At 68.1% G+C, this 26646-nt stretch carries 20 protein-coding genes and 1 pseudogene; 12 read left to right on the forward strand and 9 right to left on the reverse strand.

Annotation, left to right across the window (positions count from 1 at the left end; translation table 11 throughout):
• Positions 1 to 4: 4 nt before the first annotated feature.
• Positions 5 to 916, forward strand: a complete 912-nt coding sequence (locus tag AB0N89_RS20530) for an NAD(P)-dependent oxidoreductase (RefSeq protein ID WP_364206819.1) — start codon at positions 5 to 7, stop codon at positions 914 to 916.
• Here AB0N89_RS20530 and AB0N89_RS20535 read toward each other — a convergent pair.
• Together AB0N89_RS20535 and AB0N89_RS20540 are read right to left on the reverse strand one after the other, a co-directional pair.
• Positions 865 to 1641 (reverse strand): glycosyltransferase, encoded by a 777-nt coding sequence (locus AB0N89_RS20535; protein ID WP_364206660.1) that lies wholly within the window; start codon positions 1639 to 1641, stop codon positions 865 to 867. The two genes, AB0N89_RS20530 and AB0N89_RS20535, sit on opposite strands and share 52 nt — an antisense overlap.
• 3 nt (positions 1642 to 1644) lie before the next feature.
• Entirely contained in the window at positions 1645 to 2274 is a 630-nt protein-coding gene (locus tag AB0N89_RS20540; protein ID WP_364206662.1) for a methyltransferase domain-containing protein, read from the reverse strand.
• Between the two features lie 127 nt (positions 2275 to 2401).
• Between AB0N89_RS20540 and AB0N89_RS20545 the strand changes: the two genes are divergently transcribed.
• Complete coding sequence (locus tag AB0N89_RS20545; RefSeq protein ID WP_364206664.1) at positions 2402 to 2746, forward strand: MmcQ/YjbR family DNA-binding protein; 345 nt, start codon at positions 2402 to 2404, stop codon at positions 2744 to 2746.
• Between the two features lie 881 nt (positions 2747 to 3627).
• Here the strand turns inward: AB0N89_RS20545 and AB0N89_RS20550 are convergent.
• The 3 genes and pseudogenes from AB0N89_RS20550 to AB0N89_RS20560 form a co-directional block, all read right to left on the reverse strand.
• Positions 3628 to 4874: pseudogene (locus AB0N89_RS20550) on the reverse strand (DUF222 domain-containing protein).
• 145 nt (positions 4875 to 5019) lie between these two features.
• Entirely contained in the window at positions 5020 to 6639 is a 1620-nt protein-coding gene (gene abc-f, locus AB0N89_RS20555) for a ribosomal protection-like ABC-F family protein (protein ID WP_364206666.1), read from the reverse strand.
• A gap of 237 nt (positions 6640 to 6876) precedes the next feature.
• Entirely contained in the window at positions 6877 to 7305 is a 429-nt protein-coding gene (locus AB0N89_RS20560) for a hypothetical protein (RefSeq protein ID WP_364206668.1), read from the reverse strand.
• Positions 7306 to 7522: 217 nt separating this feature from the next.
• On the opposite strand from AB0N89_RS20560, the gene AB0N89_RS20565 reads away from it, so the two are divergent.
• Entirely contained in the window at positions 7523 to 7948 is a 426-nt protein-coding gene (locus tag AB0N89_RS20565) for a hypothetical protein (RefSeq protein WP_364206670.1), read from the forward strand.
• A 3-nt stretch (positions 7949 to 7951) separates the two neighbouring features.
• Here the strand turns inward: AB0N89_RS20565 and AB0N89_RS20570 are convergent, their stop codons facing one another.
• From AB0N89_RS20570 to AB0N89_RS20585, 4 genes are read right to left on the reverse strand one after another with little or no spacing between them, the layout of a single operon-like run.
• Complete coding sequence (locus AB0N89_RS20570) at positions 7952 to 9355, reverse strand: GH1 family beta-glucosidase (protein ID WP_364206672.1); 1404 nt, start codon at positions 9353 to 9355, stop codon at positions 7952 to 7954.
• 2 nt (positions 9356 to 9357) lie between these two features.
• Entirely contained in the window at positions 9358 to 10203 is an 846-nt protein-coding gene (locus AB0N89_RS20575) for a carbohydrate ABC transporter permease (RefSeq protein ID WP_364206674.1), read from the reverse strand.
• Positions 10200 to 11180, reverse strand: coding sequence for a sugar ABC transporter permease (locus tag AB0N89_RS20580; protein ID WP_364206676.1), 981 nt, complete (start codon positions 11178 to 11180; stop codon positions 10200 to 10202). Before AB0N89_RS20580 ends, AB0N89_RS20575 begins: the two co-directional genes overlap by 4 nt.
• Positions 11181 to 11183: 3 nt before the next feature.
• Complete coding sequence (locus AB0N89_RS20585) at positions 11184 to 12482, reverse strand: extracellular solute-binding protein (protein WP_364206678.1); 1299 nt, start codon at positions 12480 to 12482, stop codon at positions 11184 to 11186.
• 197 nt (positions 12483 to 12679) lie between these two features.
• Here AB0N89_RS20585 and AB0N89_RS20590 point away from each other — a divergent pair, with 197 nt between their 5' ends.
• The 9 genes from AB0N89_RS20590 to AB0N89_RS20630 all read left to right on the forward strand — a co-directional run bounded on the left by AB0N89_RS20590 (position 12680) and on the right by AB0N89_RS20630 (position 26569).
• Entirely contained in the window at positions 12680 to 13726 is a 1047-nt protein-coding gene (locus AB0N89_RS20590) for a LacI family DNA-binding transcriptional regulator (protein ID WP_364206680.1), read from the forward strand.
• 109 nt (positions 13727 to 13835) lie between these two features.
• Positions 13836 to 14849, forward strand: a complete 1014-nt coding sequence (locus tag AB0N89_RS20595) for a LacI family DNA-binding transcriptional regulator (RefSeq protein ID WP_364206682.1) — start codon at positions 13836 to 13838, stop codon at positions 14847 to 14849.
• A 65-nt stretch (positions 14850 to 14914) separates the two neighbouring features.
• A complete protein-coding gene (gene araB, locus AB0N89_RS20600) occupies positions 14915 to 16588 on the forward strand; it encodes a ribulokinase (protein ID WP_364206684.1) in 1674 nt (557 codons plus the stop codon).
• Positions 16585 to 17268, forward strand: coding sequence for an L-ribulose-5-phosphate 4-epimerase (locus AB0N89_RS20605; RefSeq protein WP_364206686.1), 684 nt, complete (start codon positions 16585 to 16587; stop codon positions 17266 to 17268). The genes araB and AB0N89_RS20605 overlap by 4 nt, the downstream gene beginning before the upstream one ends.
• Entirely contained in the window at positions 17265 to 18770 is a 1506-nt protein-coding gene (gene araA / locus AB0N89_RS20610) for an L-arabinose isomerase (protein WP_364206688.1), read from the forward strand. The genes AB0N89_RS20605 and araA overlap by 4 nt, the downstream gene beginning before the upstream one ends.
• 27 nt (positions 18771 to 18797) lie before the next feature.
• Positions 18798 to 19916, forward strand: a complete 1119-nt coding sequence (gene chvE, locus AB0N89_RS20615) for a multiple monosaccharide ABC transporter substrate-binding protein (protein WP_364206689.1) — start codon at positions 18798 to 18800, stop codon at positions 19914 to 19916.
• Between the two features lie 5 nt (positions 19917 to 19921).
• On the forward strand, positions 19922 to 21445 hold the full coding sequence (gene mmsA, locus AB0N89_RS20620; RefSeq protein ID WP_364206691.1) for a multiple monosaccharide ABC transporter ATP-binding protein: 1524 nt from the start codon (positions 19922 to 19924) through the stop codon (positions 21443 to 21445).
• Between the two features lie 3 nt (positions 21446 to 21448).
• Positions 21449 to 22696 (forward strand): multiple monosaccharide ABC transporter permease, encoded by a 1248-nt coding sequence (gene mmsB, locus AB0N89_RS20625; protein WP_364206693.1) that lies wholly within the window; start codon positions 21449 to 21451, stop codon positions 22694 to 22696.
• Between the two features lie 123 nt (positions 22697 to 22819).
• Positions 22820 to 26569: a glycoside hydrolase family 2 TIM barrel-domain containing protein gene (locus tag AB0N89_RS20630; protein WP_364206695.1), complete on the forward strand. Its 3750-nt coding sequence runs from the start codon at positions 22820 to 22822 to the stop codon at positions 26567 to 26569.
• Positions 26570 to 26646 lie beyond the last annotated feature (77 nt).

Genomic DNA, 26646 nt, shown 5'->3' on the forward strand with positions numbered 1-26646 from the left:
AGCCATGAAGGTCTTCGTCACCGGGGGAACCGGGGCGATCGGCGGGCACGCGGTCCCCGCGCTGGTGGCCGCCGGACACGAGGTCACCGCGCTCGCTCGCACTTCGGAGAAGGCCGGCGTCCTCCGCGAGCGGGGCGCGAAGCCGGTCACCGTCTCGCTCTTCGACCGGGACGCGCTCGCCGAGGTGTTCGCCGGACACGACGCCGTCGTCAACCTGGCTTCGTCCTTGCCGTCGATGTCCCGCTTCCTTTCCACCAAGGCGTGGGAGGCCGCCGAGCGAGTCCGCACCGAGGGGTCGGCGGCCGTGGCCGACGCGGCCCTCGAAGCGGGCGTGACGCGCATGATCCAGGAGTCGGTCTGCATGATCTACCCGGATCGCGGCGGCGAGTGGATCCGCGAGGACGTACCCGTCGAGCGCTACCCGGCGGCGCTGGGGAACCTGGCCGCGGAAGCGAGCACGAACCGGTTCACCGAGGCGGGCGGGACCGGGGTCGTCCTGCGGTTCGGCTGGTTCTACGGACCCGGCGCGGCCCACAGCGAGCAGTTGCTCGGCCAAGCCCGGCTCGGGATCGGCGCGGCGCTGGGCCGGCTCGACGGCTACGTGTCGTCCATCCACATGACCGACGCGGCGAGTGCCGTCGTCTCCGCGTTGAAGGCTCCGGCCGGGGTGTACAACGTCGTCGACGACGAGCCGCTGACCAAACGCGACTACACCGCCGCGCTGGCGGCCGCCGCCGGGAGACGGCAGTGGACCCGCGGCCCCGGCCGGGCGGCGTTGCTGCTGGGCGACAGGCTGACCTCGTTGACCCGGTCGATCCGGGTCAGCAACGCGGCGTACCGGGAGGCGACCGGCTGGTCTCCCCGCTATCCGAGCGCTCGCGAGGGCTGGCTCGCGACGGCGGAAGCGCTCGGCTGATCGGCCAGCATGAGCTCGGCCCGCTCCTCGATCAACTTCATCCGCGCGAGCCGTTCCGTGCCGTCGTTGTGTGCGGCGGAAGCGGTGACCTGGCCGTCCCATTTCCGGTAGAACATGCCGCAGGTGGCGAGAAAGTAGCCGTCCGAGGAGGCGTTCGCGGCGAGCACCAGCCCGGTGTCCTCCGAAGCGGGCAGCGCCATCCAGCCGCCCAGCTTCAGCAGCAGTTCGCGGCGGATGCACAGCGTCCCCGCCACGACCGAGGACACGTAGCCGTTGCGCTGCCAGTGCCGGAGGATCGCGCCGCGTTCGATGGGACCCTCCTCGGGGTCGCTGTCGACGCCAGCCGTGGTCCCGTCCGGCAAGAGGTCGAGGACCCGGCAGGTGGTCCACCCGATGGCCGGATCGGCGAGGGCCGCGATGTCGCGCGCGAGCGCGCCGGGCGCGAGGAGGTCGTCGGCGTCGAGCGCCTTGATCAGTTCCCCGGAAGCACGGGACATCGCCATCATCCGCGCGACCCCGGGACCGCCCCGGCGGCCCGAACCGGGCAGCACCCGCTCGTCGGGGGAGAGGGCGCCGTCGAGCAGCCCGGTCTCGCCGTCCTCCTGCACGACCCACTCCCAAGTCCAGCCGGGCGGGAGTTCCTGCGCCACCAGGGATCCGTACGCCTCGGCCAGATGCGGCAGGCTCGGCGGGTGGATCGGGGTGATCACACTGATGACGGGCACGGGTCAGCCCGGTCGGCGCGCGGTGATCAGCAGGTGTTCCTCCGGCGGCGTGCCGGGCTCGTCCGCGGTGAAGATCTCCGAATCCGTCCCGGTGACCTCCAGCCCGGCCGCTTCGACACGGCGGACGAGGTCGTCCGGGGCGAAGCTGGTTTCGAGGAAGGTGTGGCCGAAGAACTCCGCGGGCACGTCCTCGGCGTCCCGCGGCACAGTCACCAGTGAGAAGTGCCCGCCCGGCGCCAGCCACCGGGCGATGTCGGCGAGCACCTTTTCGGTGTCCGCGCGCGGCATCTGCAAGAACGGGAAGAAGGCGCAGACGGCCTCCCAGGACTCGGGCCGCGAGGTCCACCGGCGTACGTCGGCGTGGACGAAGGTGGCGGCGGGAACCTGCGCGCGTGCGAGGTCGATCATCACCGGCGAGACGTCGAGCCCGGTCACCCGGTGCCCGGCCGACGACAGGTCCTCGGCTACCGGCCTGCCGGTTCCGCTGCCGATGTCGAGCACCCTCGACGACGGCGGCAACGTGTCCAGCAGCTGCCGTACCGCCTTGTCGACCACCGGTGCCCGGCCGAAGACGTCGTCGTAGGCGGAACCGATGGCGTCGAACAGTTCCGCCGCCGTGACCGGTCGGTCCATTTCGCAGCTCCCCCGCGTCGAGTGGATCTCCTCACGCATCGTAGTGCGGCGGAGCCGGGACGGCGGGTTCCGCCGGACATCTAGACTGTGCCCGTTCAGGAAGACGGGGATCCCGGGGGTTTTCACGATGAGTGTGGCGAGTGCCGAGTTCCACCTGATGCTGAAGGCGCTCGCCGACGTCGAACGCTCCGACGCGAAGGAGTGGGAGTCGTACAGCGTCCGGGGGAAGCGGTTCGGCTATTACTGGCCGCGAACCCAGACCGTCGGTCTCAAGCAGACACTGTCCGAACAGGAAGCTCTGGTGGCGGAGCGCCCGGACGTGTTCGAGGTGCAATTCACCGCCGGGGGATTCGGCTGGGTGGTCGTGCACCTGGACGGGATAGAGGCGGACGAGCTGACCGAACTGGTTTACGAGGCGTGGCGGCTTTCCGCGCCGGAGGAACTGATCGAGCTGGTTCCGCCGCCCTGTTGAGCGTCGGCACGTTGATCTGTTGACGTGCGTCACTGTTTCGGCGCGGAACATTTCGCGCGGTGATGCGTTGTAGAGGGTGTCGGTACGGATGGTGCCCCCGGGCCTCAACCTTCGCCTTCATGGAATACCGGTTCGGCCGGAGCCATGGAGCGCCTTTCGCCGAGAGGCGGCCAACCGTATCGACCTTTGCTCCCGCTTCCGCTCGCAGGTAACCCCCAGACCTTCGCTGAGCGGGAGCGGGTCTTTTTTGTTCGGCTTGACACACGTCACTGTTCCGTAAGGGTTTCACCGGGAACATTTATGGGGGTTGGCGCGTTATGCAAAGTGTTGGCTCCCGTTCCCGCTCGCAGGTAACCCCCAGACCTTCGCTGGGCGGGGACGGGTCTTTTTGGTCCATTCGTGTGTAGACGCGCGTCACGTCTATTCGGGCTCGGCGCCGGGGAACATTTTCCGGAGTGGTGCGTTGTAGAGAGTGTCGGTACGGATGGTGCCCCCGGGCCTCAACCCTCGCCTTCACGGAATACCGGTTCGGCCGGAGCCGTGTCGAGCCACTCGCCGAGAGGCGGCCCCCGTACCGGCCACAAACTCCCGCTTCCTGCTCGCAGGAACCCCCAGCCTTCGCTGAGCGGAAGCGGGACCTTTTCTTTTTCCGGCCCCGGGAAAGGCGTGGACTGGCGGTTTGCGGTCGAACTGGGGTGTGACCTGAGGACACGCTGTGCCGATCGCCCTGAAGGCCACCCTTGAGGCGATGAACGTCCTGAAGGTGGCCTTCAGGACACCTCTGCCGGAACCGGAGTCGCCACTCGCGACCCATCCGACCCGCTACCGTCCACAGGCATGCCGAGGGGCCCGTCGCCGGTGTGGTCGGCGGGCTCCTCGGATCATGCGTGGGTGTTGCGTCGGGTTCTTCGGAGCGGGTCCAAGTATTGGGGTGGGATGAACTCCGGTAGCCCGTCTGGCGCCATGTGGACTTGCCAGTCGCCGTGGTGGATGAGGCGGTGATGGAAGCCGCAGAGCAGGACCAGGTTCCGGAGGTCGGTGGGGCCGCCGTCTGCCCAGTGCTCGATGTGGTGGGCGTGGCAGTTCTTGGGCTGCCGATGACATCCCGGGAAGGCGCAGCCGCGGTCGCGGATGTTGAGCGCTCGTCTCTGGCCGGGTGTGACGAAGCGTCGTAGCCGTCCCACGTCGAGGGGTTCCCCGGCGGCGTTCATCACCACCGGCAGCATCAAGCAGTCGCACGCGGCCATCCGCGCCTCGCGGGCGGTCATGGTGCCGACGAAGTCCAGACACGCCTTCCCGATCCCGGTCTTGAGTTCCTCCAGCCCGATGGTGACATGCACCAACGTCCGTACCCGCTGGTGCCCGGCTGATCCGGGCAGGCGATCGCCAGGTCAAGGAGTTCGGCCCAGGCGTCACCTTGGCGTTCGCATTTCATGCGCAGGTCGGCTTGCCCGAACTCGTCCACCGGACGCGGCTTCGCATACGCCTCCAACGCGGCCGCCGTCCGCGCACCCAGCTCATCATCCAGCAAACCGGTCAGCTTCCAGAACCCGTCTTTGCGGCGCTCCAGCGTGACTTCCCGGCGCGGCTGCTTCGGTTCGGGCTCTTTCGGTTCGTTCCCGTCGGGGTCGAGCCAGGCCACGATGTTCTGCTCGGCCTCCACCAACTGCCGAGGACCCGCGTTACGGGCGAGATCGGCGAGGATCTTCTCCGCGCTCTCCCGATCCTCCACAGCGGCGTCGGCCGGGATCTTCTTCATGATCTCCAAGATCTGATCGATCCGATGCTCACCGATCACCCCCTCCGCAGCCACCACCGCCGTCGCAGGCGCCACAGCGGGAACCTCGGTGCCGTCCAGATTCCGAGTGGAGTTCAACGCGATCGCCCGACTCACCATCGGGCTGGCCTCACCCCGCGACAATCCCGCCACATCAGCAAACCACGCCGCCGTCGACCCATACCCGAACAACTCCTTCACACCCCGAGACTCCACCTCCGCCAAAAACTGCCCCAACCCCGCAGAAGCCACCCGCATCACCCGCAAGAACTGCTGCACACCATGCGCAAGCTCCACCTTGCCGGCACGCCACAACTCCTGCGGCAACTCAGGAAGGAAAGTCTCGGACACCCCTCCACAATACATCCATTCATCGAACACGTGTTCGTAATTTTACGTCACCAAGAAAACCGCGCATTTCCCGCTAAAGGGTGACAAGGTCGAGATGTGTGAAGGTCCTTTCCTGGTGGCAAAGCAAGGAAAGGACCTTCACGGATCAGGACTCCACGAGAGCCCCATCGGTCAACCGAATCCGCCGATCCACCTTGATCTCCGCCAAAAACCGCTCATCATGGCTCACCACCACGAAAGCTCCCTGGTAAGCGCCCAAAGCACTCTCCAGCTGCCCGACACTCACCAGGTCGAGGTTGTTCGTCGGTTCGTCCAGCAACAGCAACTGCGGTGCCGGTTCCGCGAACAGCACGCAGGCCAGGGTTGCCCGCAGTCGCTCGCCTCCGGAGAGCACGCCGACGGGAAGCTGGCTTCGCGCGCCTCGGAACAGGAAGCGGGCGAGCAGCGTCATCCGTTGCGACTCCGGAAGGCTCGGAGCGAACGTCGCGAAGTTCTCGGCGATGGTCCGGTCGAGATCCAGCAGGTCGAGTCGTTGCGACAGGTACGCGATCCGGCCTTCGGCGCGTTTGATCACGCCGCCGTCGGCGGAAAGGTCGCCGTTGAGCACTCGCAGGAGCGTCGACTTGCCGCTGCCGTTGCCGCCGATCAGCGCGATCCGCTCGGGGCCGCGGATCGTGAGGTCGATGCCGTCGCCCGCGAAGACGTTCCGGTCGCCGTAGCGCACCTGGAGGTGCTCGCCGTGGAACATCGTGCGTCCGGCCGGGGCGTTGGTGCCCGGCAGGATCAGCGCGATCTTCTGATCGTCGCGAAGGGAGCGTTCGGCCTCGTCGAGGCGGTTCTTCGCGTCGCTCACCCGCGCGGCGTGCGTTTCGTTCGCCTTGCCCGCGGATTCCTGGGCGTTGCGTTTCATGGTGCCGGCGAAGATCTTCGGCAGTCCCGCGTTGCCGAGGTTGCGGGCCGCGTTGCCCGCTCGTCGCGCGGCACGCTCGCGGGCCTGCTGCATCTCCCGTTTCTCGCGTTTGACCTCTTGCTCCGCGCTGCGGACGTTGCGCTCGGCCACCTCTCGCTCGGCCTTGACCGCCGCTTCGTACTGGGTGAAGTTGCCACCGTGATACCGGAGATCGCCGCGGTCGAGTTCGGCGATCCGGTCCATCCGGTCGAGCAGCTCCCGGTCGTGACTCACCAGCAGGAGACAGCCCGACCAGTCTTCGAGCACCCCGTAAAGCTTGCGGCGGGCGTCGAGGTCGAGGTTGTTCGTCGGCTCGTCCAGCAGCAGGATGTCGGGTCGTTTCAGCAGCTGCGCGGCCAGGCCGAGCGAGATGATCTGCCCGCCGCTCAACGTGCGCAGGCTCCGGTCCAGCGAGATGCCGTCGAGACCGAGCCGGTCGAGCTGGGCGCGGGTGCGTTCCTCGATGTCCCAGTCGTTGCCGATGGTGGTGAAGTGCCCCTCGCTCGCGTCGCCGGACTCGATGGCGCTCAGGGCCGAGAGCTGCGGCGCGATACCGAGAACCTCGGCCACGTTCAGCTCGGCGGTGAGCGGCAGGGATTGCGGCAGGTAGCCGAGCACTCCCTGGGCGGAGACGGTCCCGGAGGTCGGCCGCAGCTCACCGGCGATCAGCTTGAGAAGTGTGCTCTTGCCCGCCCCGTTGGGAGCGACCAGCCCGGTGCGGCCACCGGGCACGGTGAAGGACAGGTCGTCGAAGACCTGGGTGTCATCCGGCCAGGCGAAGGACAAGGCGGACACGACGACGAAGGCGTCTGACATGGAAATGACCTCGTAAAGACAGCGGGCGCAACGAAGCAGCACCGCGATGGACGTGGCTTGAGGGGACGACAAAAGAGGCCACCTCGGCGTCAGCGCCGGTGACCTGGCAACTCCGGCTCACCCGGAGATGTCGTCTTCACCTGCCACGTCTGGTCTCCATGTTCGTTGATCGGCTGCGAGTCCACCATAACAAGACCGGGTGGGGCGGGGCCACCGCAATCCCTCGGCTTGGCTCCGTTAAGGCGAAAACACGGAGTCTTCGGATACGAATTCCAGCCCGAATTCGATTGCTCGCGACGATTCCCGATGATCGGCAATGGTGACGTGGATCATAGTCATTGAGGGATGTGGGTGGCACTTCTGATGTTCGTCAGGTGACGGTTTCCGCGACTGGGAGATCACGCGACCCGTCATCGCCCATTTCCTTGACCTGAAAGGTTTTTCGATGACGCCCGGATCCCCCGCGGTGACCGCGATGGGGACGTTCGCCCTGGTCGCTCCGCCGGCGCAAGTCGCTGAATCGCAGTTCCCTGTGACGCCGGAGCGCTGATCCAAGCGGTCGCCGACGCCGACGCCGGACACACTTTCGCCGGCGGCGAATTGTTCCGGATCATTTCCAACTGGGGTGATCTGACACTCGACAAGGTCACGATCACCGGCGGCCACGCTCCCGACGGTGGCGGCATCGGGAACCGGGGCCGTTGACCATCAGCGACAACGTCATCACCGGCAACATCGCCGGCTCGGGCGCTCCCGGTGCCGATACCTCCGCCGCCGCCAGTGCCGGTGCGGGCAACAGCGCCGGTGCCGGCGGGCCTGGCGGCGCGGTAAGGCCGAACGCGGTAAGGCCGGAGGCGGCGGTCACGGTGGTACGGGCGCCGGCGTGTTCCTGGCGGCCAGGCTGGGCGTGCCACTGAATCCGGTCATCGCCGGCACCTCGGTCATCGGTAACGTCGCGGGTCGCGGTGGTGTCGGCGGCGTCGCCGGGCTGAGCGTGTTCGCCGACATCCTCACGCTCGACGGCGGGAAGATCGGCGACAACGCCGCGGGCGAGCCCGAGGCCGGCTCCCACCCGTTTCCCGAAGCCAGCGCCGGTGGAGGCAGCTACACCCTCGGCGGGCATGCCACGCTGGCGAACGGGGCCGTCGTGAGTGGTAACCGGCCCGACAACTGCTCCTCCGTCGCGGATGTACAGGGTTGCGTGAACGACTTCCGCGCCGCCCGCGCTGCCGGGGACGACGGTCAGGACCGGAAGACCGCTGGCCTCGCGACTGCCGAGGCCAAGTCCGCTGCGAGCTCGCGCCGGTAGTCGTCAGCTCAGCCCGTTCAGGCTGATCGCCCTCGCGTACCACAGCGCGCTCTGCTTCGGCGTCCGTCGCTGAGTCGCGTAGTCGACGTGCACGAGGCCGAACCGCTTCGCGTATCCCTCGGCCCACTCGAAGTTGTCGAGCAGCGACCAGTAGAAGTACCCGCGCAGGTCGACGCCGGCCTCTATCGCCTCGTACGCGGCACGCAGATGCGAGTCGAGGAAAGTGATCCGGTCCGTGTCCGCGATGTCCCCGCCGACGACGACGTCCGGGTAGGACGCGCCGTTCTCGGTGATGTACAACGGGATCGGCCGATACTCGCGGTGGACGCGCAGGAGGCATTCGGTGAGCCGCGAAGGCTGGACCTCCCAGCCCGAGTCGGTGCGCGGCGCCGCCTCGTCGGGCACGAAATGGACGTCGGGGACACCGAGCCAGTCGGCGCCCGCCGGTTCGCTGCCGGGCAGGGGAGTGCCCGCGACCTGGTAGCCGCGGTAGTAGTTGATGCCCAGCCAGTCGATCGGGGCGGCGATGATCGCGAGATCGCCGTCCCTGACGAGCTCGTCGAACCCCAACGGTGCCAGGTCGGGGTGCAGATCCGCGGGATAAGAGCCGCGGAGGACGGGGTCGAGGAAGAGCCGGTTCTGCAGCCCGTCGACCCGGCACGCGGCCTCGGCGTCCACAGTGGACGACGGATCCACGGCCGACACCGGGTACAGGTTCAAGGTCACCCCTGACGACGACGTCGGCGCGTGCCGCCGCAGGACGTCCATCGCCAGCCCGTGTCCCAGCAGGAGGTGGTGCGCGGCCGCGAGGGCTGCCCGGGGTTCCTGCCTGCCGGGAGCGTGGATCCCGCGCGCGTAGCCGAGCATCGCGGCACACCACGGCTCGTTCAGGGTCGACCAGCGCGTGACCCGGTCGCCCAGTCGCGTCACGATCGTTTCGGCGTACTCGGCGAACCGGAAGGCGGTCTCGCGCGTGGCCCAGCCGCCCTCGTCCTCCAGCGTCTGGGGGAGATCCCAGTGATACAGCGTCGCCCAGGGTTCGACACCGGCTTCGAGCAGCCTGTCGACCAGCCGGTCGTAGAACGCGAGCCCAGCGGGATTCGGCTCGCCGCCGTCGGGCCGGATCCGCGGCCACGAGAGGGAGAACCGGTACGCCCCGAGCCCGAGCCGCCGCATCAGGTCGACGTCTTCGGCGTAGCGCCGGTAATGGTCGGCGCCCGGTTCGCCGGTGTCCCCGCCGACGACGGCGCCGGGGCGGCGGGCGAAGACGTCCCAGATCGAGTCGGTGCGGCCGTCGGCGGCCGTGGCGCCTTCGACCTGGAAGGCCGCGGTGGCGGCGCCCCACACGAATCCGGGCGGGAACAGCGGCGCGGTCTTCGCCCGGACACTGTCGGGATGAGCGGACATGATCACCCTTTCACGGCACCTTGCATGATCCCGGCCACGATCTGGCGGCCGAGCAGGAGGAAGACGATGAGGATCGGGATGGTCGCCAGGGTGGTCCCGGCCAGCACGAGCGAATAGTCGACGTAATAGCCGCTCTGGAGCTTCTCCAGGGCCAGCTGGACGGTGGGGTTGCCGGCGTCCAGCACGACGAGCGGCCAGAGGAAGTCGTTCCAGGACGTCATGAACGTGAACATCGCCAGGATCGCCGCGGCCGGGCGCACCGCGGGCAGGCAGACGTTCCAGAAGATCCGGATCATGCTGCACCCGTCGACCCGCGCCGCCTCGATCAGTTCGTACGGCACGGCGTCCACTGTGTACTGACGCATCCAGAAGACACCGAACGCGGTCACCAGGTTGGGCACGATCACCGACTGCAGCCCACCCGCCCAGCCGAACTCCGACATCGCCATGAACAGCGGGATGATGCCGAGCTGGGTCGGCACGGCGAGGGTGACGACGATGAACACGAACAGACCGTTCCGGCCGCGGAACCGTAGTTTGGCGAACGCGAACCCGGCCAGCGCCGAGAACAGTACCGTGGTGATCGTGACCGTGCCGGACACGATCAGGCTGTTCCCGAGCGCCTTCCAGAACGGCACCGTGTCGAACACGCGCGCCGCGTTGGCGAAGAAGTTCCCGCCCGGCAGGAACGGCGGGACCCGCTCGGTGAGCATCCCGCTGTCCCGGCTCGCCACCAGGAACGACCAGTAGAACGGGAAAAGCGAGCCCAGCACGAAGATCGCGAGCACGATGTAGGTCGCTCGACGCGGTTTGCCCAGCGCCGAGACCTTCGGTTTGAGTGTGGTCATTTCCTCTTCACCGCCGCGAGCCTGCCGGTGAGGAAGAAGTTGACCAGCGCGATCACCACGATGATCAGGAACAGCACCCAGGCGATCGCCGAGGCGTAGCCGAGTTCGTAGTTTTCGAACGCGGTTTGGTACAGGTACAGCGTCACGGTCTGGAACTGGTTGGACGAGCCGCCGTTGTTCGACCCCGGCATGGCGTCGAACAGTTTGGGCTCGGTGAAGATCTGCAGGCCGCCGATCGTCGAGGTGATCGTGACGAAGATCAGCGTCGGCTTCAGCAACGGCAGGGTGATGTGGAAGAACCGGCGAGCTGTGCCCGCGCCGTCGATGAGGGCGGCCTCGTGCAGTTCCTTCGGGATGGCCTGCATCGCCGCCAGGACGATCAGCGCGTTGTAGCCCGTCCAGCGCCAGTTCACCATGATCGCGATCGCGACATGGCTGCTGAACCGGCCCGCCTGCCAGTCGACCGGATCCAGCCCGATGGTCTGCAGCAGGCCGTTGACCAGGCCGTACTTCGGCCCGAACAGGTTCGCGAAGATGATCCCGAGTGCCACCAGGCTGGCGGCGTAGGGGAGCAGGACCCCGACTCGCCAGCCGGTCGCCCCGCGCAGCCTCGCGCTGAGCAGCGCCGCCAGGAGCACCGCGATGATCAGCTGGGGAACGCTGGAGAGCAGGAAGATGCTGACGGTGTTCTCGAGCGCGTTCCAGAACTGCGTGTCGGCGAACAGTTCCTTGAAGTTGTCCAGCCCGATGAAGTCCGGATCGTCGTCACCCGCTTCCCAGCTGAACAGCGACACGTACGCCGTGTACAGCAGCGGGAACAGCCCGACGATCCCGAAGACGACGAAGAACGGGGCGATGTAGAGGTACGGCGAGACCTTGACGTCCCAGCGGCTGAGCCGATGGCGGAGGGTGGGCCGGAGCGACGTGCGCGCCCCGGCCGTTCCCGCGTCCGGCGTGATCTTGTCGACGACTGTCATCGGTCAGCGCGTGATCTTCTTCGCGGCGTCGAGCAGTTGCGTCCAGCCCTCGTCCGCCGCCTTGCCCTGTTCGACGGCCTGGAGCGCCGGGCTCGACGCGTTCTCCTGGATCTGGCCGTCGCCGGGGCCCTTGTACTGCGGCATGGTGACCTTCTTGGCCTGCTCGGCGAACAACTGGCCGATCTTCGCCCCGCCGAAGTAGGCGTCGGTCTCGCTCAGCAACACCGGGTCCTCCAGCGCCTTGACCTGGCTCGGGAAGGTGCCCTTCGCCTGGAACGCCTTGATCTGCTGCTCGGGCGCGGTCAGCCAGGCGGCGAGTTCGGCCGCCTCTTTCGGGTGCTTCGACTGCGTGGGCACGGTCAGGTATGAACCGCCCCAGTTCCCGCCGCCACCGGGGAAGGCCGCGGTGACCGCCCACTTGCCGGCGTTCTCCGGACCGGAGTGCTCCTCGATCACGCCGAGCATCCAGGCGGGGCACACCTTCGTGGCGAAGGCGCCCTGCTTGAACCCGGAGTTCCATTCGTTGCTGAACGCGGTCAGCTTGGCCGACTGTCCCTTCGCGACAGCGCCGGTCACCTTGGTCCAGGCGTCCTTGATGCCCTGGTTCGACTCCAGCGTCGGCTTGTCGTCGGATCCGATGTACCCGGTGGGAAGCTGGTTGACCATGGCGTTGAAGTTCTGCGCCGCCGAGTCGAACCACGCCTTCGCGCCGGTCTTGGCGACGTACTGGTCGCCCGCGGCGAAGTAGCTGTCCCAGGTCGCGAACAGCGGTTTGACGGCTTCGGGATCGGTCGGCAGACCCGCCGCCTCCAGCATGTCCTTGCGGTAGCACATGGCCAGCGGGCCGATGTCCGTGCCGTAGCCGATGACCTTGCCGTCCTTGGTCTTCGCCGCGTCGTACTTCCAGCCGAGCCAGCGGTCGGGGGAGGCGTCCGCCGGGCCGATCTTGGGCAGATCGTTGAACTTCGAGCCCTTGTCGAGGACGTTCGACAGATGCCCTTCCTCGACCGCGGTGACGTCGGCGAGGCCGGAGCCCGCCGCCAGTTTCGTGATCAGGTCCTGGTGGTACGGCCCGCCCTGGCCGGTCTTCCGGTGGGTGATCTTGATGTTCGGGTGCAGCCGCTCGTATTCGGGGATGAGTTCCTCATAGCCGAACTCGGTGAACGTCGCCAGCGACAGTTCGACCTTCGCGTTCGGGTCCGACGCGGCGGGTGTCCCGCCGTCGTCACCGCCGCACGCCGCCAGGCCGAACGTCATCGTGATACCCAGTGCCAGCACCAGGCCGTTCCGGATGCTCTTCACGTCAAAACCCCTTGCCGATGGGAGGGAACGTCGCCGCGTGACCAAAAACTGGGAGCGCTCCCAGGAATGCGCAGAGTTTGTCGCCAAGGCCGAGGTCATGTCAAGGGCTTGTAATGAGAGTGTTTCCGACACGGGAGCGCTCTCAGTGCGAACGGCCGCCGGACACTAGGCTGTCGGTGTCCGGATGACGCTGAAGGGTGAAGGTGACGCGGGTGGGGGCTCGACCAGAGGAAGACGGCAGGCCGACGCTGGAAGACGTCGCCGCGTCCGCCGGGGTCAGCCGGTCGACGGCGTCCCGGGCGCTGAACGACGACGGCTACGTCAGCGCGCGTTCGCGGGAGAAGGTCCAGGTCGCCGCGCGCGAACTCGGCTACTCCCCGAACCAGGCGGCCCGGTCCCTGGTGACCAGGCGGACCGGCGCGGTCGCGGTCGTGCTGTCGGAGCCGGAGGCGCGGCTGCTCGACGACCCGTACCGCACCGCGGTCATGCGCGCGGGCTATCGCGAACTCGCCGACATCGGCTGCCAGATGGTCTTGATCTTCAGCGACACCCGCGAGGACCTCGACCGCACGGTCCGGTTCCTGGACGGCGGGCACGTCGACGGCGTGCTGGTGTTCGCGCCGCACCGGACCGATCCGCTGCCGAAAGCGTTGCGGCAGTTGAGGATCCCGGTCGTGTACGGCGGGCAGGCGGCTGGGCTCAAACGCGGTGTCCACGTCGTCGACTTCGACAACGAGGGCGGCGCGAAGCTGGCTGTCGCGCATCTGGTCGAGTCGGGACACCGCCGAATCGCCACGATCGCCGGCCCGCAGGACCAGAGCGCGGCGATCGACCGGCTTTCCGGCTGGCGCAAGACCCTGCTCGACGCCGGCCTCGACCCGGCGGACCTGGCCGAAGAGGGCGACTTCACCCTGACCGGCGGGGCGAAGGCGATGTCGAACCTGCTCGCGCGACGACCCGATCTCGACGCCGTCTTCGTGGCCAGCGACATGATGGCCCTCGGCGCGCTTCGCACCCTGCATTCCGCCGGACGGCGGATCCCTTCGGACGTCGCCGTCGTCAGCTTCGACGACAACGCGACACTGGCGCCGGAGATGGACCCGCCGCTGACGTCGGTGCACCAGGATCCTCGGGAACAGGTCCACGCGATGGTCGAGACGCTGCTCGCGGTGATGGATGACCGGGATCTCAAGCCTCGCCAGCGGATCTTGCCGGTCTCGCTCACGCATCGCGCCTCCAGCTGAGCCGGGTGGCCGTGACCCGACTGTGACTCGGGGAGCGCTTGACCCCGGGTCGTGTTATCGCTAACACTTGCGGCACTCGTCAGACGGTACCGGCACTGGGAGACAAGCGATGGCGCGCGAAACCGCCGAGGGGAAGCAGGCCAGTCTCACCGACGTGGCCGCGCTCGCGGGCGTTTCGCATATGACGGTCTCGCGGGTCATCAACGGCACCGGACCGGTCCGCGCCGAGACGCGGGTCCGCGTCAACACCGCCATCGAGCAACTGGACTACCGGCCGAACTCGGTCGCCCGCGCGCTGGTCACCGGCCGTTCGGGCACGCTCGGCGTGGTCGCGCTGGAGGTCAACCTCTACGGTCCGGCCAGCACTCTGAGCGGGATCGAGCACGCCGCCCGCGAGGCCGGCTACGCGACGACGATAACGAGCATCAGCCGTCCGGGCCGGTCGTCCATCGCCGACGCGGTGGAGCGCCTGCGGCGCCAGGCCGTCGAGGGGATCGTCGTGATCGCGCCGCACGTCACCGCGGGACGCGCGCTGGAGGCCGCGCCCGGCGACATGCCGCTCGTCGCGGTCGGTGGTGGGGAAGAGGCGCCGGTGCCGGTGATCTCCGTGGACCAGTACGACGGCGCGCGGCGCGCGACCGAGCACCTTCTCGGGCTCGGGCACAAGACCGTCTGGCATGTGGCCGGACCCGAAGACTGGCTCGAAGGGCTCGACCGTGAGCGTGGCTGGCGGGAGACCCTGGAGCGGCACGGCGCCCGGGTCCCGCCCGTGATCCGGGGCGACTGGAGCGCGCGGTCCGGGTACGCGGCGGGGCGATCCCTCGTCGGGGAAAAGGGACTGGACGCGGTTTTCGTGGCCAACGATCAGATGGCCCTCGGCTTTCTCCGCGCCTGCACCGAGGCCGGGGTGAACGTGCCGGGGGAGATGCGCGTCGTCGGATTCGACGACGTGCCCGAGGCGGCCTATTACACACCGCCGCTGACGACGGTGCGCCAGGACTTCGTCGAAGTCGGCAGGCGTACGTTCGACCTGCTCCGCCGCCGGATGAACGGTGGCGAAGAACGAGCCCGTGACCTGGTGGTCCCCGAGTTGATCGTGCGGGAGAGCACGGGCATTTCGTAAGCCCGCCGCCTGCCCGGACGGGCGTTTCACCGCAGAATGTTAACGCTAACATCTCAGGAGAAGAAGTGAGTTCAGGGGAACCGCTCGTCGTCGGCGTCGACTTCGGGACGTTGTCCGGCCGCGCCGTCGTCGTCCGGGTGCGCGACGGTGCCGAGCTGGGCGGCGCGGTCTCGGAGTACCGCCACGGCGTGATCGACCGGATCCTGCCGGAGACCGGCCGGGGACTGCCGCCGGACTGGGCGCTGCAGATGCCGTCGGACTACATCGACGTCCTTCGCACGGCCGTGCCGGAAGCGCTCCGCGCGGCCGATGCCGATCCCGCCGACGTGATCGGCATAGGGACCGATTTCACCGCGTGCACCATGGTGCCGACCACCGCGGACGGGGTCCCGCTGTGCGAACTGCCCGAGTTCGCCGGCGAACCGCACGCCTACGTCAAGCTGTGGCGGCATCATGCCGCGCAGCCGCAGGCGGACCGGATCACCGCACTGGCGAGGAAGCGCGAGGAGTCGTGGCTGCCGCGCTACGGCGGCTTGATCTCGTCGGAATGGGAGTTCGCCAAGGCTCTGGAGGTCTTCGAGGAAGCACCCGAGGTCTACGCGCGGATGCGGCACTGGGTCGAACTCGCCGACTGGATCGTCTGGCAGCTCACCGGAACCTATGTCCGCAACGCCTGCACCGCAGGATACAAGGGGATCCTCCAGGACAGCCGCTACCCGGACACGAGTTTCCTGGAGGAACTGGCTCCCGGCTTCGAGTCCTTTGTGGACGAAAAACTGGCGCATCCGCTGGGCGCACTCGGGGACAAGGCGGGAACCCTGAGCGCGCAGGCCGCCGGGTGGACAGGGTTGCCCGAAGGGATCGCGGTCGCGGTCGGGAACGTCGACGCGCACGTCACCGCCCCGGCGGTCCAGGCCGTCGCGCCGGGGCGGATGGTCGCGATCATGGGCACCTCCACCTGTCACGTGATGAACGGCGCCGAACTACGCGAGGTCCCCGGGATGTGCGGTGTCGTCGACGGCGGGATCGTCTCCGGGCAGTGGGGGTACGAGGCAGGGCAGAGCGGCGTCGGCGACATCTTCGCCTGGTTCGTCGAGCACGCCGTCCCGGCGTCCTATGTGGACGACGCGCGCGAGGCGGGGATCTCCGTGCACGAGCTGCTCACCAGGCTGGCGGCCGTGCAGGAGATCGGGGAACACGGTCTCGTCGCCCTGGACTGGCACAGCGGCAATCGTTCGGTGCTCGTCGACCACGACCTGTCCGGTGCCGTCGTCGGGCAGACGCTCGCGACCCGCGCGGAGGACACCTACCGGGCCCTTCTGGAAGCGACGGCCTTCGGCACCAGGACGATCATCGAGACCTTCGAACGGTCGGGTGTCCCGGTGACGGAACTGATCGTCGCCGGCGGCCTGGTCAAGAACCCCCTGCTGATGCAGATCTACGCCGACGTCACGAACCTGCCGCTCTCGGTGGCGGGATCCGCGCAGAGTCCCGCGCTCGGCTCGGCGATCCATGCCGCCGTCGCCGCGGGCGCGTATCCGGATGTCCCGGCCGCCGCGGCCACGATGGGTTCGGTGCGCCGCGCCGTTTACCGGCCGATCGCCGAGAACGTCAAGGCCTACGACGACCTCTACACCGAGTACGCCGCGCTGCACGACTACTTCGGCCGCGGCGCCAACGACGTCATGCACCGCCTCGCCGCCCGGCGGCGTTCGGTCCGGAAAGGACTGCACCGATGAGCCTCGCCGTGGAGATCACGGACACCTTCGAAGAGCTGCGGGACACCGTCGCCCGGCTGCACGGCGAGCTGACGAGGTACGAGCTGGTCATCTGGACCGCGGGCAACGTGTCGGCCCGTGTCCCCGGCCGCGACCTGATGGTGATCAAGCCGTCCGGGGTGTCCTACGACGCGCTGAACGCCGAAACGATGGTCGTCACCGACCTGTACGGCGAGGTCGTCCACGGAGAGCTCTCGCCTTCGTCGGACACCGCCGCGCACGCCTACGTGTACCGGCACATGCCCGAGGTCGGCGGCGTCGTCCACACGCATTCGACCTACGCGACCGCGTGGGCGGCGCGCGGGGAAGCGATCCCGTGCGTGCTCACGATGATCGCCGACGAGTTCGGCGGGGAGATCCCGGTCGGGCCGTTCGCGCTGATCGGCGACGACTCGATCGGCCGCGGGATCGTCGAGACCCTCCGATCCAGCCGGTCGCCCGCCGTCCTGATGCGCAATCACGGCCCGTTCACCGTCGGCCGGACCGCCAGGGACGCGGTCAAGGCCGCGGTGATGGTCGAGGACGTCGCCAAGACCGTCCACATCGCCTCCGCGCTCGGGAGACCGGAGCCACTGTCCGAAAAGGACATCGACCGGCTCTACGTGCGCTACCAGAACGTCTACGGGCAGGGAGAGAAGTGAGCGCACAGCGGAAGACCGAGATCTGGTTCCTTACCGGGAGCCAGGCGCTCTACGGCGAAGAGACCTTGGAACAGGTCGCGGGCCAGTCCCTGCAGATCCAGCGGATGCTGGCCGACACCGGCCGGATCTCGGCCGAGCTCGTCGCGAAGCCGGTGCTCACCGAACCGTCGGCGATCCGGCGCGTGATGCTCGAAGCGAACGCGGACGACGCCTGCGTCGGCGTGATCGCGTGGATGCACACCTTCTCGCCCGCCAAGATGTGGATCACCGGGCTGGACGCGCTGCGGAAGCCGTTGCTGCATCTGCACACGCAGCTGAACGAGGCGCTGCCGTGGCGGTCCATCGACATGGACTTCATGAACCTGAACCAGGCCGCGCACGGAGACCGCGAGTTCGGCTACATCCAGACGCGGCTCGGCGTGGCACGCAAGACCATCGCCGGGCACGCGGCGGATCCGGCGGTCGCGACCCGGATCGACGCTTGGGTGCGCGCCGCCGTCGGACGGCAGACGCTCGGCACGCTCAAGCTCGCGCGTTTCGGCGACAACATGCGCGACGTCGCCGTCACCGACGGGGACAAGGTCGAAGCGGAGCTGAAGCTCGGCGTCTCGGTGAACACCTACGGCGTCAACGAACTCGTCTCCCTCGTCGACGCGGCACCGGACGACGAGGTCGGCAGGCTGGTCGACGAGTACGCCGACGCGTACACGCTCGCGCCGGAACTGGCCAAGGGCGGCGAACGGCACGAGTCGCTCAGGTACGCGGCGAGGATCGAACACGGTCTCCGCGCTTTCCTCCACCAGGGCGGATTCTGCGCGTTCACCACGAACTTCGAGGACCTCGGCGGCCTGCGGCAGCTGCCGGGGCTCGCCGTCCAGCGCCTGATGGCCGACGGCTACGGCTTCGGCGGCGAGGGGGACTGGAAGACCTCCGCGCTGCTGACCGCGGTGAAGGCGATGGGCCGCGATTCCGAACGCGGAACGTCCTTCATGGAGGACTACACCTACCACTTCGGCCCCGGCGAGCCGAAGATCCTCGGCGCGCACATGCTCGAAGTCTGCCCGAGCATCGCCGCCGCGCGCCCGTCCTGCGAGATCCACCCGCTCGGCATCGGCGGCCGCGAGGACCCGGTCCGGCTGGTCTTCGACGCTGCTCCCGGCGACGCCGTGGTGATCGGCATGGCCGACCTCGGCGACCGGTTCCGCCTGGTGGCCAACGAGGTCGAGGTCGTCGGGCCGTACGAGCCGCTGCCGAACCTGCCGGTCGCGCGCGCGGTGTGGAAGCCGTCGCCGTCGCTGGCGACCTCCGCCGAGGCCTGGATCACCGCGGGCGGTCCGCACCACACGGTGCTCACCCAGGCCGTCGGCGCGGAGGCGATCCGCGATCTCGCCACGATGCTCGACGTCGAGCTGCTGATGATCGACCACGCGACGACGCCGGAGTCGATCTCGGACCGGCTGCGCTGGAACCAGGCGTACCACCGGCTCGCACAGGGTTTCTAGATCGGTCCCCACCGGAGAGAAGGAACAATGAAGTTCACCAAACTGGCCGCGCTGGCCATCACCGCCGGCCTGGCGCTCACGGCCTGCGGCTCGAGTGAGAAGACCGGCGAACAACAGGCGGCGAGCGGGGCCGCCGGTGGTCTCGTCGGTGTCACCATGCCGACCAAGTCGTCCGAGCGCTGGATCCACGACGGCGACAACATCAAGGCGGCGCTGGAGAAGCTGGGCTACAAGGTCGACCTGCAGTACGCCGAGGACGACATCCCCACCCAGGTCAACCAGATCGAGAACCAGATCACCAAGGGCGCGAAGCTGCTGGTGATCGCCTCGATCGACGGCACCGCGATCACCACCCAGCTGCAGGAGGCCGCGGACAAGAAGATCCCGGTCATCGCCTACGACCGGCTGATCCGCAACACGCCCAACGTCGACTACTACGCGACCTTCGACAACTTCAAGGTCGGCGTGCAGCAGGCGATGTCACTGCTCGTCGGACTGAAGGTGCTCAAGGCCGACGGCTCGCCGGGCGAGGCCAAGGGACCGCTGAACGTCGAGCTGTTCGCGGGTTCGCCGGACGACAACAACGCGACCTTCTTCTTCAACGGCGCCATGTCGGTGCTGAAGCCGTACCTGGACAACGGGACGCTGGTCGTCAAGAGCGGCCAGACCGCGTTCAACGTCGCGGCGATCCTGCGCTGGCAGGCCGCGACCGCGCAGCGGCGCATGGAAGACCTGCTGACCAAGACCTACAGCTCCGGCGCCAAGGTGCAGGGCGTGCTTTCGCCGTACGACGGGCTTTCGATCGGGATCCTCTCGGCGCTCAAGAGCAACGGGTACGGCACCCCGGGGCAGCCGTACCCGGTCGTGACCGGGCAGGACGCCGAGGTCGCGTCGGTGAAGTCCATCATCGCCGACGAGCAGTACTCGACCATCTTCAAGGACACCCGCAAGCTCGCCGACACCACGGTCAAGATGGCCGACGCGGTACTCAAGGGCGGCAAGGCGGAGACGAACAACACGACCGATTACGACAACGGTCAGAAGGTCGTCCCGGCGTTCCTGCTGGAGTCGGTGATCCTCAACAAGGGGAACTACCAGAAGGAACTCGTCGACTCCGGTTACTACAAAGCGGAACAGCTGAGGTAACCGACGTGACCGACGAAATCCTTCGGATGCGGGGGATCACCAAAACCTTCCCCGGCGTCAAGGCGCTGCAGGACGTCGACCTGTCGGTGCGCCGGGGCGAGATCCACGCGATCTGCGGCGAGAACGGCGCGGGCAAGTCCACGCTGATGAAGGTGCTCTCGGGCGTCTACGCGCACGGCACGTACGACGGCGAGATCGTCTTCGACGGCGAGCCGTGCGCGTTCTCCGCGATCCGGGACAGCGAACGCCGCGGCATCGTGATCATCCATCAGGAACTCGCGCTGTGCCGGCAGCTGTCCATCGCGGAGAACATCTTCCTCGGCAACGAGAAGGCGCGCGGGGGCCTGATCGACTGGAACCGGACCAACCAGCGGGCGGGTGAGCTGATGCGGCGTGTCGGCCTGCGGGAGAACCCGGTGACGCCGATGCTCGACATCGGCGTCGGCAAACAGCAGCTGGTCGAGATCGCCAAGGCACTGTCCAAAGAGGTCAAGCTGCTGATCCTCGACGAGCCGACCGCCGCGCTCAACGACGACGATTCGGCGCATCTGCTCGAACTGCTGCGCGGCCTCCGTGACGACGGTGTCACCTGCGTCCTGATCTCGCACAAGCTGAACGAGATCGCCGCGATCGCCGACTCGATCACCATCCTGCGTGACGGGAGGACGATCGAGACGCTGGACGCCGCCACGGTCACCGAGGACCGGATCATCGCCGGGATGGTCGGGCGGAAGCTCGAGAACCTTTTCCCGCCGAGGGAACCGCGGATCGGCGACGAGGTGCTCCGGATCGAGGACTGGACTGTGCACAGCCCCACCCAGCATGGCCGGGTGGTCGTCGACGGCGCGAGTCTCACCTTGCGGCGCGGCGAGATCGTCGGACTGGCGGGACTGATGGGCGCCGGACGGACCGAACTCGCGATGAGCGTGTTCGGCCGTTCGTACGGCAGGGACATCTCCGGCCGTCTGGTCAAGGACGGCGAGGAGATCGAGGCTCGGACAGTGAGCGAGGCGGTGGCGCACGGTCTCGCGTACGCCACCGAGGACCGCAAGCGGTACGGGCTCAACCTCATCGAGGACATCCAGCGCAACGTCTCCGGCGCCGCGCTCGGCAAACTCGCCCGGCGGGGCTGGGTGGACGAGAACGAGGAACACCGCGTCGCCGAGGAATTCCGCAAGAGCATGAACATCAAGGCGCCGGATGTGAAGAGCGTGACGGGCACGCTGTCCGGCGGCAACCAGCAAAAGGTCGTGCTGTCCAAGTGGATCTTGACCGATCCGGACGTGCTGATCCTCGACGAGCCGACCCGCGGCATCGACGTCGGCGCGAAATACGAGATCTACACGATCATCAACCGGCTCGCCGACGAGGGGAAGGCCGTGCTGGTCATCTCGTCGGAGCTGCCGGAGCTCATCGGCCTGTGCGACCGGATCTACGCGTTGTCGGCGGGCCGGATCACCGGCGAGGTCGGCCGGGCCGAGGCGACGCAGGAGGTCCTCATGCGCGCGATGACCAGGGAACAGGAGTAAGTCATGAGTACCGCCTCCGCGGACGCGATCACCGTCGCCCCGGATCCGAAGGACGCCGCTCCGCCCCGCGCGCCGCGGCGTATCTCGTTCAACCCGCGCCAGAGCGGGATCTACGTCGCCTTCGCGCTGATCGTCGTGCTGTTCTCGATCCTCACCGGCGGCGCGCTGCTGGAACCGCAGAACATCTCGAACCTGATCGTGCAGAACTCGTACGTGCTGATCCTCGCGATCGGCATGATCCTGATCATCATCGCCGGTCACATCGACCTGTCGGCGGGTTCGGTGGTGGCGCTGACCGGCGCGATCTCGGCCGTGCTGATGGTGAACGCCGGGATGGCGTGGCCGCTCGCGCTGCTCATCACCCTCGCCGTCGGGGCGGTGATCGGCGCGTGGCAGGGATATTGGGTCGCCTACTTCGGGATCCCCGCGTTCATCGTGACGCTCGCCGGGATGCTGATCTTCCGGGCGCTCACCCTCACCGTGCTGGGCAACCAGGGGATCGGCCCGTTCCCGGACGCCGTGCGGACGCTGGCGAACGGGTTCACCGGCGGATACCTCGGCAACATCGGACTCGGCCCGCTCGGCGGCGCGGACCTGGTCAGCCTGCTGGTCGGCGTCCTGGCGATCGGCGGCGCGATCCTCTCCCAGTGGCGCAAGCGGACGGCCCGCCTGAACTACCTGCAGGAAGTCGACCCGTTCCCGATGTTCCTGCTGAAGATCGCCGCGGCGGCCGCCGTCGTGCTGTTCGTGGTGGTCCAGCTGGCGCGGTACAAGAACCTGCCGTGGGTGCTGATCCTGCTGTCCGTGCTGGTGATCGGGTATTCGCTGGTGACGACGCGAGCGGTGTTCGGCCGTCACATCTACGCCATCGGCGGGAACCTCCAGGCGGCCACGCTGTCCGGGGTGAAGGTCAAGGCGGTGACGTTCTGGATCTTCGTCAACATGGGCGTGCTGTCCGCGATCGCCGGCGTCATCGTCGCCGGACGGCTCAACCAGGCGGGGCCGACCGCGGGCACCATGTTCGAGCTCGACGCGATCGCCGCGGCCTTCATCGGCGGCGCCGCCGTCCAGGGCGGGGTCGGCAAGGTGGTCGGCGCGATCACCGGCGGCCTGATCATGGGCGTCATCAACAACGGCATGTCCCTCATCGGCGCGCCGACCGAGAGCGTGAACCTCGTCAAGGGGTTCGTGCTGCTGGCCGCCGTCGCCTACGACATCTGGACCAAGCGGCGCGCCCGGGCCGCCGCCTGACTCCGCCACCTGTTCGGCCTACGACCTTGGAAGGACCTTGGTCTTCCGTCCCGGGGTCGTGGTGCGAGATCGTCAACGTTGTCAGCTTCCTGCTCAGCTGAACTCCCTGGGAGGTCGAACGCAGTGCTGCGCTTACGCCCCATGGTCCTGGTCCTGGCGGTTCTCGCCGGTTCCCTGGTCGCGGCCGGATCACCCGCCGCGGCCGGGGGACCGCCCGGTGACGTCCAGTCCTACCTCGACGATCCACGGAAGGTTTCGGAAGGACAGGAACCACCGCACGCCTTCCTGCGCCCGTACGCCGACGTCTCCGCCGCCGCTCGCGGAGACGAGCGGAGTCCGTATACCCGGTCGCTGGACGGCAAATGGCGGATCGCGATGGCGGACAACCCGTCGCAGGTCCCGGCGGGATTCCACGACGACGGGTACGACGCGTCGAGCTGGCGTGAGGTGTCCGTGCCGCACACCTGGCAGACGGACGGCCTGGACCACCCGATCTTCCGCAACATCGCCACGGAGATCCAGCCCGACGACCCGCCGCGCGTCCCGCGTGACGTGAACCCGACCGGCGCCTACGTCCGCGACTTCGACCTGCCGGGGGACTGGACGAAGCGCCGGACGTTCCTCCGGTTCGACGGGGTGACGTCGGCCTACTTCGTCTGGGTCAACGGGCAGTACGTCGGCTACGACCAGGGCGGCTACACCCCGGCGGAGTTCGATCTGTCGTCCGTGCTGCGACCGGGCCCGAACCGGATCGCCGTGCAGGTGCACCGCTGGAGCGCGGGCGCGTACCTGGAGGACGTCGACCAGTGGCGGTACTCGGGCATCTTCCGCTCGGTGACCCTGCACTCCGCGCCGGGGACGTTCATCCAGGACGTCGGGCTGACGACCGACCTCGACACGACCTACACCGACGCCACCCTCAAGGCGGCCGTCGAGGTCGCCGCCAAACCCGGAGGGACGACGGGCAGGCACCGGGTCGGGCTGAGCCTGCGCGACAAAGCGGGCAAGGAGGTCGGGACCACGAGCGGGGAGGTCGACGCCGGCGGTAAGACGTCGTTGAGCCTGCCGGTCCGCGACCCGGCGAAGTGGACCGACGAGACACCGAACCTCTACACGGCCGTCCTCACGTTGACCGCGCCCGACGGCCGCGTCACGCACATCACCAGCGAGACGGTCGGGTTCCGCGAGATCGAGATCCGCGACAAACAGCTGCTGGTCAACGGGAAGCGCGTGCTGTTCAAGGGCGTCAACCGCGCGGAGACCGACCCCGACCACGGCAGGCACGTGCCTCGCGCCGCGCAGGAACGCGACGTCGCGCTGATGAAGCAGCTCAACGTCAACGCCGTCCGCACGTCGCATTACCCGTCGGACCCGTACTTCTACGAGCTGGCCGACCGGAACGGGCTCTGGATCGACGACGAGATCGACATCGAGACCCACAACCACGAGAACTGCGCGAGCTACTGCCAAGCGAACGATCCGGCCTGGCGGGACGCCTTCTTCGACCGCATGATCGGCATGGTCGAACGGGACAAGAACCATCCGAGCGTCTTCCTCTGGGACACCGGCAACGAAGCCGGTCTCGGCGCGCATCACTTCGCTCTGGCGGAATGGCTGAAGGCGAACGAGCCGACCCGGCCGATCTACCACCAGTCCAACAGCCCCGACGGCGACGCGCCCTTCGCCGACGTCTGGGGCCCGCGGTACCCGTCTCCCGAGAAGTTCGCCGAACAGGCGAAGAGCACGACGAAACCGCTGATCTTCGGCGAGTACGCCCACGCGATGGGCAACAGTCTCGGGAACTTCCGGGAGTTCTGGGACACCATCCGGGCGAACCCGCAGACCCAGGGCGGGTTCATCTGGGACTGGGCGGAACAGAACATCCGCCAACGGATCCGGACCACCCCGGACTCGTCCGGCAACGACATCTCGGCGCACGTGACCGGCAAGCCGGACCTGGTCGACGGTCATCGCGGCAAAGCGCTGGAACTGTCCGGATTGGACGACTTCGTCGAGGTCTACCGCGACCGGAAACTCGACATCACCGGCAAGGCGCTGACCCTCGACGCCTGGGTGAAGCCGGGGAAATGGACCGGGGATTTCCGCATCCTCGGCAAGGGCGACCACCAGTACGCGCTCAAGATGAAGACGCAGGACACCCTGGAGTTCTTCATCCACAGTGGAACGTGGCAGGCGGTCCAGGCCAAGGTGCCGTCCGACTTCTACGGCAACTGGCACCGCGTGAGCGGTACGTACGATGGCACGGCCCTGCGGCTCTACCTCGACGGCAAGGAGATCGGGAGCAAGCCGTTCACCGGCGCGATCGACTCTTCCTCGGCGGAGGTCAACATCGGCCGCGACTTCGAGACGTCGTGGAACGACCCGTCGAGCATCGGCTGGATGGGACGCGGCGCCGTCGACGACGTCCGCATCTACGACAAGCCGCTGTCCGCCGCGGACCTGTCCGGTGCCACCCCGGTGAGTGGCGCGGTCCTGGCGCTGGACTTCGACAGCGTCGCCGACCGGGGGAGTCACCTGTCCTACGGTTCCAGTCTGTCCGGAGTGGACGGTCTGATCGGCTCGGACCGCTCGGCGCAGCCGGAGACCGCGCAGATGGCGTGGGCGCACCAGCCCTTGCGGTTCGCCTACTCGGGCGGAGCGTTGTCGGTGACCAACGAGCGGCAGTTCAAGGGCACCGACGAGCTGAACCTGCGGTGGCGGATCCAGGAAGGCTCACGGATCGTCGCCCGCGGCGAACAACCGCTGCGGGTCGCCGCCGGATCGACCGGGCGGATCTCCTTGCCTGCGCCGTCGAACCCGGCTGACCGCGAACGATTCCTGACCGTCGAGGCCGTGACGACCCAGGGAGAGCCCATGCTCGCGAAGGGGCATGTCCTGGCGCACGACCAGTTCTCCTTGGGCGGCAGGAGGATTCCGGGCCTGGACCGGACGCCGCTCGGCGGGAAGTCCGTCGACGTCGTCGAGGACGCGGCCGCGGTGACCGCCTCGGCGGCCGGAGTCACGTACAAGGTGGACAAGGCCACCGGTGCGCTGACCTCGATCCGGCACCAGGGCAAGGAACTGCTCAGCGGCGGGCCCAAGCTCGACGCGTGGCGGGCGCCGATCAGCAACGAGACGTTCGCCTGGGGCCGGGCCGAAGGTGAGGACTGGCGCAAGGCGGGTCTGGACCGGTTGAAGACCGCGGTCACGGGTGTCCGGGTCGAGAAGGACGGCTCGCGCGGGGTGAAGGTGATCGTGGACAGCCGGGTCGCTGCGCCGGACGTCACCGGGGCGTGGTTCGACCAGACGATGACCTACGCCGTCGACCGGACGGGGACGCTGAGCCTCGGGAACCGCGTGGTGCCGCAGGGGAGTGTGCGCACCCTGCCGTACCTGCCCCGGATCGGCGTCTCGCTGGCCGTGCCGGATCGGTACGACCGCTTCGCCTGGTACGGGCGGAAGGCCGAGAGCTACGTCGACCGCAAGGACGGCACGCCGATCGGCGTCCAGTCCAGCACGGTGGACGAGCAGTACGTCGAGTACCACCGGCCGCAGGACCACGGCAACCACACCGACAGCCGATGGGCGCTGCTCACCGACGGCCGGACCGGTGGGCTGCTGGTCGGGGGAGCGAACGACGTCAGCGTGACCCCGTTCGACGATCTCGACCGGGCGGCCTACCCGTTCCAGTTGCAGCGCAACAAGGGCTGGTTCACGCTGCACGCGAGCCACGCGGTGACCGGGGTCGGGGACACACCCAATCCGGTGCGGGAACGCAGTCAGGTCCAGCAGGACCGGACGTACGAGTACACGCTGTCGCTACGGCCGCTGACCTCGCAGGAAGCGCGGGCGGGGCTGCCGGCCGGCGGCTGACCCCTGGGTGTCGCGAAAGCCACTTTGTAGGAAACCAAATTGCCCGAACAAGGGTTGTGGACGCTAGGGTGTGGTTG

It is taken from the genome of Amycolatopsis sp. NPDC089917, from assembly GCF_040684635.1.
Lineage (GTDB): Bacteria > Actinomycetota > Actinomycetes > Mycobacteriales > Pseudonocardiaceae > Amycolatopsis.

Excerpts from the sequence above, each read along its gene's own strand:
- AB0N89_RS20605 (WP_364206686.1), top strand. The coding sequence starts at position 16,585 with ATGAGCCTCGCCGTGGAGATCACGGACACCTTCGAAGAGCTGCGGGAC.
- AB0N89_RS20530 (WP_364206819.1), top strand. The coding sequence starts at position 5 with ATGAAGGTCTTCGTCACCGGGGGAACCGGGGCGATCGGCGGGCACGCG.
- AB0N89_RS20545 (WP_364206664.1), top strand. The coding sequence starts at position 2,402 with ATGAGTGTGGCGAGTGCCGAGTTCCACCTGATGCTGAAGGCGCTCGCC.
- AB0N89_RS20575 (WP_364206674.1), bottom strand. The coding sequence starts at position 10,203 with ATGACCACACTCAAACCGAAGGTCTCGGCGCTGGGCAAACCGCGTCGA.
- abc-f (WP_364206666.1), bottom strand. The coding sequence starts at position 6,639 with ATGTCAGACGCCTTCGTCGTCGTGTCCGCCTTGTCCTTCGCCTGGCCG.
- AB0N89_RS20570 (WP_364206672.1), bottom strand. The coding sequence starts at position 9,355 with ATGTCCGCTCATCCCGACAGTGTCCGGGCGAAGACCGCGCCGCTGTTC.
- chvE (WP_364206689.1), top strand. The coding sequence starts at position 18,798 with ATGAAGTTCACCAAACTGGCCGCGCTGGCCATCACCGCCGGCCTGGCG.
- mmsB (WP_364206693.1), top strand. The coding sequence starts at position 21,449 with ATGAGTACCGCCTCCGCGGACGCGATCACCGTCGCCCCGGATCCGAAG.
- AB0N89_RS20540 (WP_364206662.1), bottom strand. The coding sequence starts at position 2,274 with ATGGACCGACCGGTCACGGCGGCGGAACTGTTCGACGCCATCGGTTCC.
- AB0N89_RS20580 (WP_364206676.1), bottom strand. The coding sequence starts at position 11,180 with ATGACAGTCGTCGACAAGATCACGCCGGACGCGGGAACGGCCGGGGCG.
- AB0N89_RS20595 (WP_364206682.1), top strand. The coding sequence starts at position 13,836 with ATGGCGCGCGAAACCGCCGAGGGGAAGCAGGCCAGTCTCACCGACGTG.